Source organism: Streptomyces sp. B1866, from assembly GCF_031932565.1.
Classification (GTDB): Bacteria; Actinomycetota; Actinomycetes; order Streptomycetales; family Streptomycetaceae; genus Streptomyces.
In genome coordinates, this window is record NZ_JAVSCF010000002.1 from 51,679 (window position 1) to 68,326 (window position 16,648).

General features: G+C 71.1%; 13 protein-coding genes, 1 tRNA gene, 2 pseudogenes and 1 riboswitch. Of the genes and pseudogenes, 13 read left to right on the forward strand and 3 right to left on the reverse strand.

Translation table 11 applies throughout. The annotated features are described in order from the left end of the window. Window positions 1–63: 63 nt before the first annotated feature. The 4 genes from RKE29_RS00650 to RKE29_RS00665 all read left to right on the forward strand — a co-directional run bounded on the left by RKE29_RS00650 (window position 64) and on the right by RKE29_RS00665 (window position 4,658). Entirely contained in the window at window positions 64–1,302 is a 1,239-nt protein-coding gene (locus tag RKE29_RS00650; RefSeq protein WP_312002945.1) for a DNA polymerase III subunit delta', read from the forward strand. Between the two features lie 235 nt (window positions 1,303–1,537). Next, window positions 1,538–3,061 (forward strand): alpha/beta hydrolase, encoded by a 1,524-nt coding sequence (locus tag RKE29_RS00655; RefSeq protein WP_312002946.1) that lies wholly within the window; start codon window positions 1,538–1,540, stop codon window positions 3,059–3,061. Window positions 3,062–3,199: 138 nt separating this feature from the next. Next, window positions 3,200–3,273 (forward strand) — tRNA-Thr (locus tag RKE29_RS00660). A 419-nt stretch (window positions 3,274–3,692) separates the two neighbouring features. Next, entirely contained in the window at window positions 3,693–4,658 is a 966-nt protein-coding gene (locus RKE29_RS00665) for a DMT family transporter (RefSeq protein ID WP_312002947.1), read from the forward strand. Window positions 4,659–4,844: 186 nt separating this feature from the next. Here RKE29_RS00665 and RKE29_RS00670 read toward each other — a convergent pair whose 3' ends face one another. Next, a complete protein-coding gene (locus RKE29_RS00670) occupies window positions 4,845–5,594 on the reverse strand; it encodes a LuxR C-terminal-related transcriptional regulator (RefSeq protein WP_312002948.1) in 750 nt (249 codons plus the stop codon). A 584-nt stretch (window positions 5,595–6,178) separates the two neighbouring features. Between RKE29_RS00670 and RKE29_RS00675 the strand changes: the two genes are divergently transcribed. The 6 genes from RKE29_RS00675 to RKE29_RS00700 all read left to right on the forward strand — a co-directional run bounded on the left by RKE29_RS00675 (window position 6,179) and on the right by RKE29_RS00700 (window position 12,746). Then, on the forward strand, window positions 6,179–7,009 hold the full coding sequence (locus tag RKE29_RS00675; RefSeq protein WP_312002970.1) for an alpha/beta fold hydrolase: 831 nt from the start codon (window positions 6,179–6,181) through the stop codon (window positions 7,007–7,009). A 41-nt stretch (window positions 7,010–7,050) separates the two neighbouring features. Further along, a complete protein-coding gene (locus RKE29_RS00680) occupies window positions 7,051–7,887 on the forward strand; it encodes an isocitrate lyase/phosphoenolpyruvate mutase family protein (RefSeq protein ID WP_312002949.1) in 837 nt (278 codons plus the stop codon). A gap of 92 nt (window positions 7,888–7,979) precedes the next feature. Beyond that, on the forward strand, window positions 7,980–9,062 hold the full coding sequence (locus RKE29_RS00685; RefSeq protein ID WP_312002950.1) for a 3-oxoacyl-ACP synthase: 1,083 nt from the start codon (window positions 7,980–7,982) through the stop codon (window positions 9,060–9,062). A 309-nt stretch (window positions 9,063–9,371) separates the two neighbouring features. Beyond that, window positions 9,372–10,121 (forward strand): transposase family protein, encoded by a 750-nt coding sequence (locus RKE29_RS00690; protein WP_312002951.1) that lies wholly within the window; start codon window positions 9,372–9,374, stop codon window positions 10,119–10,121. Window positions 10,122–10,525: 404 nt separating this feature from the next. Then, entirely contained in the window at window positions 10,526–11,752 is a 1,227-nt protein-coding gene (locus RKE29_RS00695; protein WP_312002952.1) for a hypothetical protein, read from the forward strand. A gap of 478 nt (window positions 11,753–12,230) precedes the next feature. Next, on the forward strand, window positions 12,231–12,746 hold the full coding sequence (locus tag RKE29_RS00700; RefSeq protein ID WP_312002953.1) for a transposase family protein: 516 nt from the start codon (window positions 12,231–12,233) through the stop codon (window positions 12,744–12,746). On the opposite strand, the gene RKE29_RS00705 is transcribed toward RKE29_RS00700, so the two are convergent. Further along, window positions 12,679–13,440 carry an NERD domain-containing protein gene (locus RKE29_RS00705; RefSeq protein WP_312002954.1) on the reverse strand — a complete coding sequence of 254 codons (762 nt, stop codon included), beginning with the start codon at window positions 13,438–13,440 and terminating at the stop codon, window positions 12,679–12,681. The genes RKE29_RS00700 and RKE29_RS00705 overlap by 68 nt on opposite strands. 290 nt (window positions 13,441–13,730) lie before the next feature. Further along, a riboswitch (cobalamin riboswitch) is annotated at window positions 13,731–13,855 on the forward strand. Between the two features lie 63 nt (window positions 13,856–13,918). Between RKE29_RS00705 and RKE29_RS00710 the strand changes: the two genes are divergently transcribed. Both RKE29_RS00710 and RKE29_RS00715 read left to right on the forward strand, forming a co-directional pair. Then, complete coding sequence (locus RKE29_RS00710; protein ID WP_312002955.1) at window positions 13,919–14,512, forward strand: hypothetical protein; 594 nt, start codon at window positions 13,919–13,921, stop codon at window positions 14,510–14,512. Between the two features lie 61 nt (window positions 14,513–14,573). After that, window positions 14,574–14,765 (forward strand): annotated as a pseudogene (locus RKE29_RS00715) (ribonucleotide-diphosphate reductase subunit beta); the annotation flags it as partial. A 32-nt stretch (window positions 14,766–14,797) separates the two neighbouring features. Here RKE29_RS00715 and RKE29_RS00720 read toward each other — a convergent pair. Beyond that, a complete protein-coding gene (locus RKE29_RS00720) occupies window positions 14,798–16,069 on the reverse strand; it encodes a cytochrome P450 (protein ID WP_312002956.1) in 1,272 nt (423 codons plus the stop codon). Between the two features lie 172 nt (window positions 16,070–16,241). Between RKE29_RS00720 and RKE29_RS00725 the strand changes: the two are divergent. Next, window positions 16,242–16,635 (forward strand): annotated as a pseudogene (locus tag RKE29_RS00725) (S8 family serine peptidase); the annotation flags it as partial. Window positions 16,636–16,648: the final 13 nt, after the last annotated feature.

Sequence of the window (16,648 nt, forward strand, 5' to 3'; positions counted from 1 at the left end):
AAAGCCGGCTGAAGGTCATCAGCGAGTACGGGGAGTACGGCGAGCACGTCGGAGGAGGCGGCCGTGGCGGTGTGGGACGACCTGGTCGGGCAGGACCGCGTGGCGGCCCAGCTCGCCGCGGCCGCGCGCGACGCGGACGCGCTGGTCACCGCGGCGGCGGCCGGGTCGGGCGGCTCGGCGGCGGCCGACGCGGCGAGCGCTCCGGGCGCGTCGAAGATGACGCACGCGTGGCTGTTCACCGGCCCGCCCGGCTCGGGCCGCGCCACCGCCGCGCGCGCGTTCGCGGCGGCCCTCCAGTGCGTCAGCCCGGACCGCGCCCTCGGCGGCGCGCCCGGCTGCGGCTTCTGCGACGGCTGCCACACCTCCCTCACCGGCGCGCACGCCGACGTCGAGGTGGTGCGTACGGACCTGCTCACCATCGGCGTCAAGGAGACCCGCGAGCTGGTGCGCCGCGCCCAGCTGTCGCCCGCGGGCGGCCGCTGGCAGGTGATCGTCCTGGAGGACGCCGACCGGCTGACCGAAGGCGCGGGAAACGTCCTGCTCAAGGCCGTCGAGGAGCCCGCGCCCCGCACGGTCTGGCTGCTGTGCGCCCCCTCCCTGGAGGACGTGCTGCCCACCATCCGCTCCCGCTGCCGCCTGCTCACCCTCCGCACGCCGCCGGTGGACGCCGTCGCGGACGTCCTGGTGCGCCGGGACGGCATCGACCCGGCGGTGGCCGCCGCCGCCGCCCGCGCCACCCAGGGCCACATCGGGCGGGCCCGCCGGCTGGCCACGGACGAGCGCGCGCGCGAGCGCCGGGCGGCGGTGCTGCGCCTGCCGCTGCGCGTCGACGACGTGGGGGGGTGTCTGAAGGCGGCCCAGGAGCTGATCGACGCGGCGGCCGAGGACGCCAAGCAGGTCGCCGAGGAGGTCGATGCGAAGGAGACCGAGGAGCTGCGGGCCGCGCTGGGCGCCGGTTCGGGCCCCGGCAGCCGGCTGCCGCGCGGCACGGCCGGTGTCATGAAGGACCTCCAGGACCGCCAGAAGCGCCGCGCGACCCGCACCCAGCGCGACAGTCTCGACCTCGCGCTGACGGACCTGATGGGCTTCTACCGCGACGTGCTGGCGCTCCAGCTCGGATCGCGGACCGCCCTGGCCAACACGGAGGTCCGCGAGGCCCTGGAGCGGGTGGCGGCTGGCTCCCGGCCGGAGAACACGCTGCGCCGGATAGAGGCGGTGGGCGCCTGCCGCACCGCCCTGGACCGCAACGTGGCACCGCTGCTGGCGGTGGAGGCGCTGACGATGGCGCTGCGCGCAGGCTGAGGCCGCGAGTCCGACGCCGCCGTACGGGCGGTACGTACGGCCCGGCCACGGCCCACACCCCTCCCACGGAGCGCCAGGGGCGGAGCCGACCTCCACATGGATACGCTCCGCACAGGAATGGACCGCTTCAGTGACGAAGGTGCCGGCTCCCGCAGCCGACCACCCGCCCCCCACCACAGCCCCGGCCGCCGACCGCCCCCGGGGCCCGGCCGACACGAAGGACCGAGGACCGCCCATGCAGACAGGCCGCACGCTCCGGATCGTCAGCGCCTTCCTCGCGGCCGCCGTCCTGCCCCTGACCGGGTGCTCGACCGACGACCCGCCGTCCCGCGCGGCGGCCACGACGGCACCGGCCGCCCTCAGGCCGTACTACGGGCAGAAGATCCGCTGGCACGCCTGCGGCGGCGGCCTGGAGTGCGGCACACTCAGAGCGCCGCTGGACTACGCCAGGCCCCGCGTGGCCGGTGACCTCACGCTCGCGGTGGCCCGCAAGAAGGCGCTTGGCCCGGGCAGGCGGCTCGGCTCCCTGCTGGTCAACCCGGGCGGGCCAGGCGGTTCCGCCCTCGCCTACCTGCGCGGGTACGCGGCGTCCGGCTACCCGCGGCCGGTCCGCGAGCGCTACGACATGGTGGCGATGGACCCGCGCGGCGTCGGCCGCAGCGCACCCGTCACCTGCCTGTCCGGTCCGCAGATGGACGCCTTCACGCAGACCGACCAGACCCCCGACAGCACCGCCGAGACCGGCGGCCTGACCCGCGCCTACCGCCGGTTCGCGGCCGGCTGCGCGGCCCGCGCGGGCCGGCTGCTGGGGCACGTCTCGACGGTGGAGGCGGCGCGCGACATGGACGTGCTGCGCGCGGTGCTCGGCGACCGGCGGCTGGCCTACGTCGGCGCCTCCTACGGCACGTTCCTCGGCGCGACCTACGCCGACCTCTTCCCCGCACGCGTCGGCCGCCTGGTCCTCGACGGCGCCATGGACCCGGCGCTGTCCACCGAACGGGTGAACCGCGAGCAGACGGCCGGCTTCGAGACCGCCTTCACCGCCTTCGCCCGGGACTGCGTGCGCCGCGCCCGCTGCCCGCTGGGTACCGCCGGCGTGCCCGCCGCCCGGTCCCGCCTCATCGCCTTCCTCACCCGCCTGGACTCCCGCCCGCTGCCCACCGGCCAGCCCCGCCGGCTGGGCGAGTCGCTGGCCACCACGGGCGTGCTCTCCGCGCTGTACGACGACGGCGCCTGGCCCCAACTGCGCACGGCCCTGCGCACCGCGATGGACGGCGACGGCAGCGGCCTGCTCGCCCTCGCCGACGTGTACTACGAGCGCGGCCCCGACGGCGGGTACGCCAACCTGATGTACGCCAACGCGGCCGTGAACTGCCTCGACCTCCCGCCCGCCTTCCGCACCCCGGCCGACGTCCGCCGCGCCCTCCCGGCCTTCGAGAAGGCGTCCCCCGCCTTCGGCCGCACCCTCGCCTGGTCCGCCCTGAACTGCGCGTACTGGCCCGTCCACCCCACCGGCACCCCGCACCCCCTGCACGCCCGCGGCGCGGCCCCCATCATCGTCGCCGGCACTACCCGCGACCCGGCCACCCCCTACCGCTGGGCCCGCTCACTGGCCGCCCAGCTCTCCTCCGGCACCCTGCTCACCTACGACGGCGACGGCCACACGGCGTACGGCCGCGGCAGCGCCTGCGTCGACTCGGCCATCAACGCCTACCTCCTCCACGGCACACCCCCACCCCCCGGCACCCGCTGCACCTGACCCCGAGCCGCCCTTACGGACACCACCTGACCTGGGCCGACGGCTCGTGCCCGGCTCGCGCCCGGACCCGTACGGAGCACCCCTGGAAACTGTGTAAACTTGGCGGAGCCGCCGCTGCCACGCTGGCCCCGGCGGCACGCCTCCTTAGCTCAGTCGGCCAGAGCGACGCACTCGTAATGCGTAGGTCGTCGGTTCGATTCCGACAGGAGGCTCCGGCAAGGCCCAGGCCAGTCACCCGCTGACCTGGGCCTTCTCTCTTTTCGTGATCTCTTGCAGCGACGTTGCCGGGCCTTGCGTACGGCTTTCGCGGGCTCCGGTGGACGACCGGTGGACAAGCGTGCAACGCGCGTGCGCGAGCGGTGGAGCGTGGTCCTGTCTGGGGCAGCCTGTCCGGCGGTGTGCCGTTGATCAGGGCACGACCGGCGCGTCGACGGGCGTCTGGGAGGGAGGGGAGGGAGACGCCGTAGCGGCCGGAGTAGTGGGAGGCGAAGGGTAGGTGAGTACCCCGGTGTTCGCATACCTCCGCTCGGAGGAGCACGTGGAAGAGGCGGATGCACAGGGCGTGGCCGGAATCCGTGCCCCCTCCATTTAGTTCCGTCTTCACTTCTCGCCCGCTCGGTGCGATGCCGCCATGGATTACGAGATCGGTACTTCCAGAACCGACCGTCGTGCCGTCGCGGCAGCCTCTGCGACCGTGGTGCTGTGGGCGTCGGCGTTCGTCTCGATCCGCGCGGCAACGGAACACTTCCACCCAGGAGTGCTGGCTCTGGGACGGCTGCTGACCGCCTCCACCGTCCTCGGCATCGTCTTCCTGCTCAAGGGCGGCACCTTGCCTGACCGCAGAGCGTGGCCCGGGATCCTAGTCTCGGGCGTGTTGTGGTTCGGCACCTACATGGTCGCCCTGAACTGGGGTGAGCAGCAGGTGGACGCGGGGACTGCCGCGATGGTCGTCAACGTCGGCCCCGTGCTGATCGCGCTCCTCAGCGGCTGGCTATTGAAGGAGGGTTTTCCTCCGTTGCTGCTCGTGGGTATGGGCGTGTCCTTCCTGGGCGCCGCCGTGGTGGGCTGGTCGATGTCGGGCCACGGGTCGTCGTCCGTGCGGGGCGTACTGCTGTGCCTGCTCGCGGCGGTCACCTATGCGGGTGGGGTCGTGGCGCAGAAGCCCGCACTACGGTATGCGAATCCTCTGCAAGTGACGATATTTGGCTGTTTCACGGGCACGATCGCGTGTCTGCCGTTCAGCGGTCTGCTGCTGGAGGAGCTGCCGAAGGCCCCGTTGTCGGCGACGCTGAACCTGGTCTATCTGGGCCTGTTCCCGACGGCGTTGGCGTTCAGCACCTGGGCGTACGCGCTGGCCCGGACCAGCGCGGGGAAGCTGGGCGCGACGACGTACGCGGTGCCGGCCGTGGTGGTGCTGATCTCCTGGGTAGCGCTGGCCGAGGTGCCGGGGTGGCTGACGCTGCTCGGCGGAGTGGTGTGCCTGGCGGGCGTGGCCGTATCCCGGCTCCCAGGGCGGCGCAAGGCCGCACCAGAGGGCACCCCGGGGGTGGTGATCGGGGACAGCGCGCCGGTGTCGTCGAGTACCGCGGCGGACTGACGGCGCGGGGCCGCGCCCGCCGGGCGCGGCCGCCGGGCTCCGGCGTCTTCAGGCCGACCGCTCACCACCGGCCGCTGATCGGGCCCGGTTGACGCACCATGTCGTTGTCACCTCCGTTACCGGCACTCGGAGTTCGTGGGGCCGTTCCATGACGGTCGGCCCCACGAACTCCGAGTGCCGGTTCGCTCAGAAAATGTACGTGGTGTCGCTCCGCCCGAGCAGATAGCCGAGCTGAAGACGGTTATGCGCGCCCAGTTCCTGTTTCATGGCGGCGATGTGGGCCTGGAGCGACCGCTCGCTGATGCCCATGCGGCGTGTGATGCGCTTGTCTGAGTGGCCTTCGACGAGGAGTCTGCCGATCGACTCCCGTATGGCCGGCATGACCTCACCTGCGGCCTTGGCCGCATGGACGGGCACGAAAGGGAAGGGGCTCGCCCGGTCCCAGGCTCGCTCGAAGGTGTCCTTGAGGAATCGGACGACGGCGGGTTCGGTTATCGCGACAGCCGTCGTGCGGTCCTCGTTCGCGGAAATGAAGGCGACCGACGTGTCAATGATGATGAGCCGGTCGAAGAATTCATCCAGGGTGCGGACCTTCGCTCCGCGGTCTGTGACGGCGCGCACGTATTCCTTGGTTGCCTCGTCAAAGCGCGTGGTGTGCTGATGGAGCGTGCGCATCGCGATGCCGGCCGATATCTGGCGGCGCACGGCCTCCAGCGCGCTTTTCAGCACCGGACCTGGCCGCGGGCCGTCAGGCTGAGCGGTGAGGATCTCCTCGCGAGCGCGGTCGAGCTTCTCGTCGATAGTCTCCGAGATCGCCGTCAACCCGTGGATATAGCGAACCGCGGAAGGGTCGGAAGCTACTTCCCCGACGGGATCGTCGGCTGGCCCTACCTGTCTCTCCGCCAGCCGGGCCAGCTCGTCGAGGTGCTCCGCCATCCACTGCAGAAACCGCCTGGATGCGCAGACGGCACCAAGGGTTCAGAATTTTCGGGCAATCCACCCCTTCTGGTGTGAAGTAAATCATTCACTTATCTCTCCGCTGGCCTGTCTTATCTGCTTTGGATTGCTTTGCGCCTTGTGGTTCACTGCACTGCGAAAACCCGAGCCATCGTAGATCTTTTCCATCTGCAAGTACATGCGCAAGATTGGAATGAGTCAGGCGGTCTTCGGGGTCAATCGCTGAGTGGCGAGCGGCATCCGGAAGTCCGGCAGCTCTCGATCGCTCCACCGGATCGGTTTGCTGAAATCTGGAATTATTCCCTCCGTTTACTCCTGTTTCCTTCTCGGAAGAGTGCGGGTGCCCATGAAGAAGAGCGTTGCTGAATCTCGTGCAAACGGAGCGTCGTTCGCTGTCGCTTTCCGTATCCGTATGGCGGCCGGCCCCGCAGGGGTCGGACGGGTCGCCGCCGGTCTTGCCCATGCCTCCGACCGCACTGTTCCCGAAGCCGCTGGGACCGTTATGGCCGACGTGGGTTGGAACGCGGCCAAACCGTCCATCGTCTCCTGATCCGTACAGGGTGATGTTGAAGGGTGATGGAAACTCCGTGACCGACTCTCCTTGGTTCATCACCGCCTCCGCCGGGCCGGACGTCGCCACTGGTGGGAACAGCGAACCGCCCGTCCGCGTCTATTGTTTCCCGCACGCCGGCGGAAACCCGCGTTCCTTCCTGAGCTGGCAGCAGGACATCGGCGCCGGTGCTCAGATCGTCGCCGTCTGTCCTCCGAGCCGAGCGCACCGCTTCCGCGAGCCGGCCGTGGCCTCCGTCGCCGAGCTGGCCGACAGGGCGGCGGAGGCCATCGCCGGGGCAGAAGGACCGTTCTTGCTTTTCGGGCACAGCTTCGGCGCCCTCGTGGCGTTCGAGGCGGCCCGCCGGCTGCGCGGTGTTCCGGGGCTGCGTCGCCTGGTCGCTTCCGGGTGCTCCGCGCCCTCGCTGCTGCCGACCCGGCGCGTGGTCGAGACCGCGCGGCTGGAGGGCAAGGCATTCACGGAAGCCGTCGGCTTCTTCGGCGGCCTGCCGCCCGAGGTGGTCGCCGATGAGGCCCTGGCCGATCTGCTGTTGCCGAACCTGCGCGCCGACTTCCGCTTGGTCGCGGGGTACGAGTACGTTGCAAACGCACCTCTGACCGTGCCGGTCACACTCGTCAACGGTGTCGACGACCCGCACGTCAAGGAGGCCGGCTTGGAGCCCTGGACGCGAGACTGTGCCGGCGGGCTCGACCAGTGCTGGTTCGAGGGCGGCCACTTCTACTTCGAGGACGATCCGGGCACCGTTACGGGGCTTCTCGGATCACTCGTCGGTGTGGTGTGTGACGACAGAACGGACACGGCCGACCACATCGAGTTCATCTGAGCCGGCCGGGCCACCGTCACACGAAGAAGAGGGGAAGCACCATGACCGACACCACCGCCGACCAGCGCCGCAAGGCGGAGGAGTTCCGCGAACTGCACGCCACCGACCGCCCGTTCGTCGTCGCCAACCCCTGGGACGCGGGGACCGCCCGCGTGCTCACCGGGCTTGGCTTCGCCGCACTCGCCACCACCGGCGCCGGGTTCGCCCACAGCCTCGGCAGGCCGGACGGTCATGCCAACCGCGAGGAGATCCTGGGCAACGCGGCGGCGATCGCCGCCGCAACGCATCTGCCCGTCTCCGCCGACCTGGAGGGCGGATTCGGCGACACGCCCGATCAGGTGGCCGAGACTATCCGGCTCGCGGCCCGCGCGGGCCTGGTCGGCGGCTCGGTCGAGGACTCCACCGGACGGGCCGACGACCCCATCCGCCGGCTGGAGGAGGCCGCTGAGCGGGTCGCCGCCGCCGTCGCCGCTGCCCACGAACTGGACTTCCCCTTCACCGTGACCGCGCGCGCCGAGAACTTTTTCCAGGGCCGGCCCGACCTGTCCGACACCATCCGCCGCCTCCAGGCGTACGAGGAGGCCGGCGCCGATGTCCTCTACGCGCCGGCGCTGCCCGACGCGGAGTCCGTGCGTGCCGTGTGCGCGTCGGTCGGCCGCCCGGTCAACGTCCTCGTGGGCGGCGCCCTGCGACTGTCCGTAGCGGAACTCGGAAAGCTGGGTGTGCGCCGCATCAGCGTCGGCTCGGCGATGTCCCGTGCCGCGTTCGGCGCACTCGTGCGCGCTGCCCAGGAGATCCGAGATCACGGCACTTTCACGTTCGCGTCGGAGGCGCTGCCCTATACCGACCTCAACAGGATTCTCGACTCCGGAGAGTAACCCGCGCCGTGTCGCCGTCGCCTCTCACACCGTCCGCCGCCCGGGTACCCCCCACGACCTCCACCGACCGTTCGACCACCGGCACCATTCACTTGTGCGGTCCCGCCTATGTCCTCGGTGAGCAGGACGCCGACCACACCACCGTCACCGGGCTCATCGAACGTGCCCGGACGTTCGACATGCCGGTCAAGGCGTCCCTGTGGGGCTGGGGGCGGGTCCGCCGCACCGCGAAGGACGTGGAAACCCTCGCCGTGGAGAGCAGCGCCGCCACTCTGCGTGGCTGCGGTGCCGAACCGGAGTCCGTGGACGGGCTGATCCTGTGCTCGACACGGTTCCCCGGAGGTCCCGTCACGCACGGCAGATTCGTGGAGCGGGTCCTCCGCGGACTCGGCGTCGGCGGCGCGGCGTTCACCGGCATCACACTCAACCGCTGCACCAACCTGCTGGTCGGCATCCGCACCGCACAGGCGCTCGTCGCCGCCGGGCACCACCGCCGGGTGCTCGTCGTCACAACTGACCGGGTCACCGACGAGTCCGTTCGCATGGAGAGCTTCGCGTTGTTCAGCGACGGCGCGGCGAGCTGCCTCGTGAGCGACGAGCCGCTCGGCCCGGACACGTACGAGATCGTCGGTGGCGCGTCCGCGCAGGACCCGGACGCACTGGACTGGTCCCACGAGATCAGCGCCGACCTTGCCCGGATCGTGAACGAGCGCATCCTGGGCACCGCCGGCATGAAGGCGGGTGACGTGGACGGGGTGCTGCACCCCAACCTGTTCCGTCCGGTCATCGTCCTGAAGGAGCGACAGGCCGGTTTCACGCAGGACCAGTTGTTTCTGGAGAACATCGGCCGCACCGGTCACTGCTTCGCCGCCGACCCGCTGATCAACCTGGTGGACCGTGCCGTCGTGCACGGTACCCGGCCCGACGGGCACTACCTGGAGGTAACCGCCGCCGACACCATCGCCTGCGCGGCCCCACAACCCCGTTCACCTGGCCGTGGCCGACCACGCCGCCGAGCGCCGGCTCCCCCAGCCGCTGATCAGCACCCGCGCAGCAACCTGCGCCAGACCTGCACCGCGACCTGGCCCCCGCCGCCCGTCTTCCGCCGCGCGAGAAACAGATCCTCGGACGCGCCGACGAACCGGCACGATCGCTCTCGGTCTCGTAATGCGTAGGTCGTCGGTTCGATTCCGACAGGAGGCTCTCGCAAGGCCCAGGACAGGACAACCTCTGACCTGGGCCTTTTGCTTCCCTGTCCCCTGCTGCGGCTCTACGGTGAGGCTCCCCGGGATGATGTGCGGCCGAGGTGTGGCCATTCGTGCGGAAGGACTGCACGGGTGCGGCCAGACTCTGCTGGGGGTACGTACTGAGCTTTTTCAGCACGGCCACTGATCGGGTGATGGCGTCGGTGCCCGCAACGGACGAGGCTCCCGTGCCGTTGAGGGAGGTGTTCGAAGTCTCATCCCACCGGCGCAGGAGCCTCGTTGGTTCCCTATCCTGCCGCACTCGACCTGCCTCACGCCCTGGTCGAGTGGGTCACCATGCTCATCGTCACCCGTGAGGGTGACCGGCGCTGCAAGCTCCGCCCGTCTCAGCGCGCGACAGCGGCACTGGTGTACCTGCGCGAACACACCACCCTGGCGAAGATCGCTGCCGGGTTCGGGATCAGCGAGTCCACCGCCCACGCCTACACCACCGCGGTCATCGGCCTGCTCGCCGAACGAGCACCGGGCCTGCTGAAGGTCCTGCGCGAGGCCGATCCCGACTTCGTCCTGCTGGACGGCACCCCCGCCGAGTGCGACCGGGTCGGCGACTCACGCGCGGACTACTCCCACAAGCACCGCCGGCACGGCGTGAACGTGCAGGTGGTCACCGACCCCGCAGGCCGGCTGCTGTGGCTCCCGCCCGCGTTGCCGGGCCGGGCTCACGACCTCACCGCCGCCCGCACCCACCGCATCATCCGCCTCTGCGAGCGTCACGGCGTCCCCATCCTGGCCGATCTCGCCTACCAGGGCGGCGGCCCCTGGCTGACCACGGGCATCAAGCGCAGGCCCCCGCAGGAACTCACCCCCACCGAGAAGACCGCCAACCGGGCCCCGGCCGCAGCACGGGCACCGGTCGAACGCGGCGTCGCCCGTCTGAAGTCCTGGCGAATCTTCCGCAGATCCCGATGCAGCCCGAACCGCATGACGTCAATCGCCAAAGCCATCCTCACCCTGGAGCGGCAACGCTGAAGAAGCTCAATGCGTTCGGCTCACCCCGCTCGAACCGACCGGCCGCCTGAAGCCGTAACTCTTCCCGGACACGCTGCCGTTCAGCGGTCAGGCCGCCACCCTGTGGATACCGCACACCACCGGCATACCGCAGGAACAGCAAGCCCCACCACCCCACGACATCACGAGTTCAACCTCAGTAACCAAGGTCGAGAAAAGGCTGCCGTCCCGCCTGTTCGGCCTTCTCGGACGCCGCCGCGCCGGTGGTGACTGACGTTGTCCGGCGCGGTCGGCACGCCCGCTCACATGATTACGGTGAGTCGCCAAAGCTGTCCGGATAGAGGCTATTTACTTGCCATGTACCCAACTACCGTCCCCCGTGTCGACACACAGGCTCCGCACAGGCGGGGCCGTTGGGGGGGCTCATGAAGCACGTGATCCGCCGTATCCTCGCCGTCGTCGCGGTCCTCGCCGTGCTGCCGCTGATGGCGGCGTCCGCCGGTGCGGACACGCCGAGACCGCTGTCCGCCGCCGAAGTCGCCGCGATGTCACCCGCGCGGCAGGGCGAGGTGCTGGCGCCGCTGAGAGTGGTGGCCGACGCCGTAGCCCAGGTGGGCCAGGGGGCCCGCGCTGACATCTACACGCAGGTCGAGATGGCCTCCGACTACCGCTCCGTCAACGTCTACCTGACCGACGTGGTCCAGGCCGGGACCTTCCTGGCCGCGGTGCGGCGCGCCAACCCCAAGGCGGACACCGCACTCGTCACCGTCCGCCAGAGCAAGAAGTCCCGCCAGCGGCTCAAGAAGGAGATCGACGCGCTCCTCGCCGACCCCGCGCTGCCCTTCCAGGTGGAACTGGCGGGCACGTCGGTCGACGGCGGCACGATCGAACTGGCCGTCAATGACCCGGCGGCGGCGAAGGCGTACCTGGCGGCGCCCGCGGTCGCCGCCGAACGGTCCGCCGCCGGCGGCACCCCGGTCCGCATCACCCAGGGGGCGGCGTCGCGCCCCCTGAGCCGCTGGAACGACACCTCGCCGTTCTACGCGGCGGCGGCCCTCGGACCGGCGTCGGGCACGCAGTCCTACTGCACCAGCGGCATTCCAGCCGTCAGCACCTGGGACGGCCGCCAGTGGCTCGTCACGGCCGGTCACTGCTACAACGTCAACGACTACGTCTACACGGCCGGCGGCAACTACATCGGCCAGGTGAAGTACGACCTGCCCGCGATCGACTCGGTCTTCATCGAGACGCCCACCTTCCGCTACACCTGGGACGGCACCGACGCCGCGGGCTACACCCGCTATCTCAACGGCGTCCGCAACGTCGCGGTCAACGACTTCACCTGCCAGCTCGGCTACAACTCCAAGGTCGTCTGCAACATCCGCACGGTGTACGCGGGCAACGCCAGCTGGAACGTCAACGGCACCACCGTGTGGGGCAGCTACGGCGTCCCCAACAACGGCGGAATCGTCGGCCGGGGCGGCGACAGCGGCGGCCCGGTGATCTTCATCAACGACCCCAACAGCCGGGAACTCAACGGCATCGTCAGCGTCGGCTACGGCTGCGACGCCTCCGGATGCTCCACCGGACTCGGCTGGGTCGACGTGTGGTCCATCTTCAACACCTTCGCCATCAAGCTGAACCCGTCCTGAAGGGGAAGGGGCGCGGGCCGCGCGGTCGTACCGGACCGGCGGGTCGCGCCCCCGGTTATCCACCACGCACCGCACAACCGGAATGGTCCGCCGACTTCGCCGACGACCGCCGTGAAAGATCGCATGCGGATCGGCGAATTATGGCGGGTGAAGTCGGGGGCACTGCGGGGTTACCGAACCTATTGACTGCCTTGGCCTTTCTGATTTACTCTCGCCACAGATACGTAGCAGGCGCTGTAGTACCTGGTCAGGTGGCGCGTTGAGAATGCCTGCTGGGGGGCGCGGGTGCATTGTCGTGGCAAATCATGGGAGAGGGTCGGCCGCGCACTGCTCGATTTTACGGAAAAGCCGACACCATCCTCGCGCGGGAAAAAATGTGCGCGACTTCTTCCCGCGGCCGGACGGTTGCGCCGTCCACCGGAGGACCGTCGGCTGATTCTTTTCAAGGGGAAGGGAAGATGACTGATTCTCTTCTCCCATGCTCACCGTGCTGGCCCAACTGGGCCGGACTGCCGCGCCGGTCCCGCTGGCGGATGCGCTCGCACTATCTGACTTCCTGGATCTGGTGCCCGGCCCACGAGGCGTCCGTGGCCGCCGCTACCGGCTGTCCGCCCTGGTCGCCGCGGCCGCGGCGAGTGTCCTGGCCGGCGCCCGCTCGCTCAGCGCGATCACGGAATGGATCGGCGACGTCCCTGCGTGGGCCTGCCGGGCTCTCGGCTTCCCCACCGACCCGCTCTCCGGCACCGTGTCAGTCCCGCACCCCCACACCCTGCGCCGTCTGCTCGTCCAGCTCGACGGTGACGCCCTGGACCGGGAGATCGGCGCCTTCCTCACCGCCCGCGCAGCCCCGGCCGGTCCCGGACTGCGGGCGATCGCCGTCGACGGCAAAGCCCTGCGCGGCTCACGCACCCGCATCACCGGGCACATCACCCTGCTCGCCGCGATGGACCACACCGACCACGTCCTGGCCCACCGCGGGAGAACTCGGGGGTGATGCGCCGCTCGGGCCGGTCGGGGGGAAGGCCGAGGAAGTCCTGCCAGATCCGCGGAAGCCCGCTGGTGCCCTCGTCGCGGCCGTACACCCGGATCCGCTGGACCTCGTCCAGGTGGCTGTCCAGATCCGGGGCGGAGAGGAAGACGGCGGGCTCGACGCGCGGCAGGGCGCGCGCGTTGACACCCTGCTTGCGGGCGGCCCACTGGAGCTGGCTTTTCAGCTCCTTGGACTTCAGGTCGGTGAGGTGCAGGGGGTTCCCGATGGTCCGCATGCGGTCGGCGCCGTGGAAGTTCCACGTCGACCCGGTGTTCAGCAGCCGGCCGGGATGACCCTTGATCTCCACGAGGTACAGGCCCGCGGGCACGGCGATCAGCAGGTCGCACTCGTTGATCCGCCCCGACTGGGCGGTGAAGGAGAAGGTCGCCCAGGCCCGGTAGGGCTCGGCCGGCGGCATGAGCCGGCGGATGTGGTCGAGGGCGTCCTGCTCGTGCGGGTACGGGGAGGGGCGCTCCTGGAACCACTGCTTCGGCGGGCGGGGCGGGGCGGGGTGGGCTTGGGCGCCGGGGGCGGTCCTGCTGCCGTCACCGTCCGACCTCCGCGAATCGATCGTGCTCTCGTGGCGAGGAAATCCCTGGCCGACTTTACCGCGCGCCGGATCGGCGCAGCCGCCTGATTGCCGGGGCCGGCCGGGCACGAGGGCCGCCTCCCGGCCTGGAGCGCTGCCGTCAGTGACGTCCCCATGGCAGCGAACGCGACGTGCGGGGCGGGCCTGGCGCGGTGCGGAGCGGTCATGCGGCCCCTGTCGCGCCCTCGGCCAGGCAGTCGGTCTCAGGGACCAAACCCGGCTGGCACGAACCTGCGGGAAAGCGGCTCGTGGGGCGCGGGACGCGGCCTGCCTTCACAGGACGCTGCCAACGCAGGATGGGGCGTTCCATTGGATATGCGTGGAATGGCAGGATGGCCGCGCCCAACGCGATGGCGGCCGAGGAAGCCGGTGTGAATCCGGCGCGGTCCCGCCACTGTGACTGGGGAGCGACTTCCGAGCAAGGGCCACTGCCCCACAGGTGGGAAGGCCCGGAAGAAGCCTCGATCCAGGAGCCAGGAGACTCACGCCGTCGCGACCTCGCCGACACCCGGGGCGGATTTCCCCGGAGGAGAGTGGTGATTTCGCCATGCCCGTACCGCTGAGCGCCGACAGTCACGGCACCGCCGGCAGCCCTGCCGCCGAATCGCTCGACCGGCTTCCTCGGCCGCCCGCCTGGAGCCTCCTGGCCGCCGCGGCCCTCGGCTGCGCCGTCCTGTGGGCGGCCTCGATCTGGGCCGCGACCCATCTGAAGGCCGACCCGGCCCTGCACACGGCCGCGCTCTTCGGTCACCTCGGCGCGCTGGTCGTCGGATTCGGCGCCGTCCTGGTGATCGACTACCACGGCCTGCTGTGGCTGCTCGGCAGGCACAGCCTGCGGGAGGTCCTCGCGCTCACCCACACCCTGCACCGCCCGGTGTGGGCCGGCACCGTCGGCCTGCTGGTCACCGGCGTCTTCCTGCACCCCGACCTCGATTCCCCGCTCACCCGCGTCAAACTCCTCGCGGTCCTGGCCATCGCGCTCAACGGCGTGGCCGCCGCCGCCGTGCAGCGGCGGATCTCCACGCTCGCGGGCAGCCGGCCGCCCGCCCGCCTCCTGCTGCTGGGCGCCGCCGTGGCGGGCGTCTCCCAGATCGGCTGGTGGACCGCCGCCGTGATCGGCTTCCTCAACAGCCAGACCTGACCGGACACCGGCCGCACCTGCCGCGCACCGGCGGTACGGACCGCCGGTGCGCGGCAGGGAGGACGAGGAGCCGGGGCGGCGGGTGACCGCCATGCGGGAGGAAGCCGTCGAGGCGGAGCGGCGGTTCGCCCGCGACCTGTGCGGGGACGGGCTGCCGGGGACGCACACCGGCTCCGTGCGGCAGTACCTGGAGTGCGTCGCCGACCAGCGCCTCGTCCGCCTCGGCCGGCCCTCGCGGTACGGCGCGCGCGACTCCTGCGGCTTCAGGGAACTCGGGAACGTCTCTCACAGCCTGACGGGGAGTTCTTTCAGGTGCCAGTTGACCGGGTTGGTGCCGCGTCGCAGGTCCTGGGGGGCGACGGCCAGCGCCAGGTCGGGAAACTGCCGCAGCAGCGCGGCCATGGCCACTTCGCCCTCCTGCTGGGCCAGATGGGCGCCCAGGCAGCGGTGCACGCCGTGGCCGAAGCCGAGGTGGCCCGCGTCCTGCCCGGTCTGCGCCCGCATGATGTCGAACAGCCGCGGCTCGGTGTAGGCGTGCGGGTCGTGGTTGGCTCCGCCCAGGATCGGGATCACCGATTCCCCCTTGCGCACCACGGTGCCGCCGACGGTGACGTCTTCGGTGGCGTAGCGGGGCAGGGCCCGCAGGACGGGGCCGCACCACCGCATCGTCTCCTCTACCGTGCCGGGCATCCGGCTGGTGTCGTCGCGCACCAGGGCGAGTTGGTCGGGGTGGGTCAGCAGGGCGAGAGTGCCGTTGGCGATCAGGTTGACCGTGGTCACGTGTCCGGCGACGATCAGGTTCACGATCAACGAGACCATCTCGGTGGTGTCCAGTCGGCCGCCGTCGGCGTCCTGGGCCGTGATCAGCTCCGAGACCAGGTCCTCCCCGGGATCGGCGCGGTGCAGCTCGACCAGCCGGTGGGCGTCGTCGACCATGCCGCGCAGCGCTTCGCCCAGCTCGGGACCGCACACGCCGCTGGTGAGGACGCTGCTGTGGTGCTGCCACCGGTCGCGGTCCGGCGGCGGCACCGCGATGAGCTCGCAGATCACGGTGATCGGCAGCGGGCGGGCGAAGTGGGGGATCAGGTCGACCACGCCGTCCCGCGCCCGGGAGCGCAGCCGGCCCAGGAGGTCCTCGGCGACCGCCTCGATCGCCGGTCGCAGCCGCGCCACGGCACGAGCGGAGAACACCCGGCTCACCAGACCCCGGAGCCTGCGGTGGTCGGGCCCGTCAGCGTCGAACAGCGCGGCCCGCAGGTACTTCTCGTACCCGGTGAACATGCCCCGGGCCTGCCACGTCTGTTCCGTACGGTGCGCCACGTCCCGGGCCCGCACGCTCGCGGCGTCGATGAGGAACCGGGCGTCGGTCATCACCATCCGGACGTCCTCGTACCGGGTCGCGACCCACATCGGGTCGACTCCGGGGATGACGCCCCGCGTCAGCCCGGGGCGTTCCCGCATCCGCGCGAAGCAGCCGAAGGGGTCCCGGACGAAGTCCGCGGAATTCAGGTCGAACGTCTCGCCGGGGTCGGTGGAGTCCGGGCCGTGCACCGTCATGGCGGTCCTCCGGGGCGGTTCGGCGGAACTTCCGGGCCGGCCGGCGAACGCCGCGACCCGGGTCCGTCTCCGTCGCGGCGACGGTAGCAAGGCGCCCTCGACCTTCGCTGGAGCCGACGGGGCGGGAAGGGCCAGGCCGGGTACGGCCGTCGAGTCGGCCGCCGCGGCCGTCGGCGCCGGCGTCACCATCGCCGTCCTTGGACACCGGGGTGGACGACACGCACCCCGACCTGGCCGGGCGGCAGGCCGCCGTCCGTAACTTCTCCGCCGATCCCGACGCCGTGGACCGCTTCGGGCACGGCCCGCACGTGGCGTCCATCGCCCTGGGCACGGGGGCCGCGTCCGACGGCACCTACAAGGGGGTCGCCCCCGGCGCGCGCCATGTCGCCGGAAAGGTGCTCGACGACCAGGGGGCGGGCTACGCGTCCTGGGTCGTGGCCGGCATGCAGTGGGCCGTCGACCAGGGTGCCAAGGTCGTCAACCTCAGCCTCGGCGGCTGGGACTCGCCCGAGACCGACCCGATGGAGGAGGTCGTCGACGACCTCTCGGCCGACGGCGGCGCCCTGTTGCCCTCCTCCG

What these genes read in the sequence shown, in the direction of transcription:
- RKE29_RS00665 (WP_312002947.1), top strand. Translation starts at nt 3,693, where the DNA reads ATGGATTACGAGATCGGTACTTCCAGAACCGACCGTCGTGCCGTCGCG.
- RKE29_RS00700 (WP_312002953.1), top strand. Translation starts at nt 12,231, where the DNA reads ATGCTCACCGTGCTGGCCCAACTGGGCCGGACTGCCGCGCCGGTCCCG.
- RKE29_RS00720 (WP_312002956.1), bottom strand. Translation starts at nt 16,069, where the DNA reads ATGACGGTGCACGGCCCGGACTCCACCGACCCCGGCGAGACGTTCGAC.
- RKE29_RS00655 (WP_312002946.1), top strand. Translation starts at nt 1,538, where the DNA reads ATGCAGACAGGCCGCACGCTCCGGATCGTCAGCGCCTTCCTCGCGGCC.
- RKE29_RS00670 (WP_312002948.1), bottom strand. Translation starts at nt 5,594, where the DNA reads ATGGCGGAGCACCTCGACGAGCTGGCCCGGCTGGCGGAGAGACAGGTA.
- RKE29_RS00695 (WP_312002952.1), top strand. Translation starts at nt 10,526, where the DNA reads ATGAAGCACGTGATCCGCCGTATCCTCGCCGTCGTCGCGGTCCTCGCC.
- RKE29_RS00675 (WP_312002970.1), top strand. Translation starts at nt 6,179, where the DNA reads ATGTTGAAGGGTGATGGAAACTCCGTGACCGACTCTCCTTGGTTCATC.
- RKE29_RS00680 (WP_312002949.1), top strand. Translation starts at nt 7,051, where the DNA reads ATGACCGACACCACCGCCGACCAGCGCCGCAAGGCGGAGGAGTTCCGC.
- RKE29_RS00710 (WP_312002955.1), top strand. Translation starts at nt 13,919, where the DNA reads ATGCCCGTACCGCTGAGCGCCGACAGTCACGGCACCGCCGGCAGCCCT.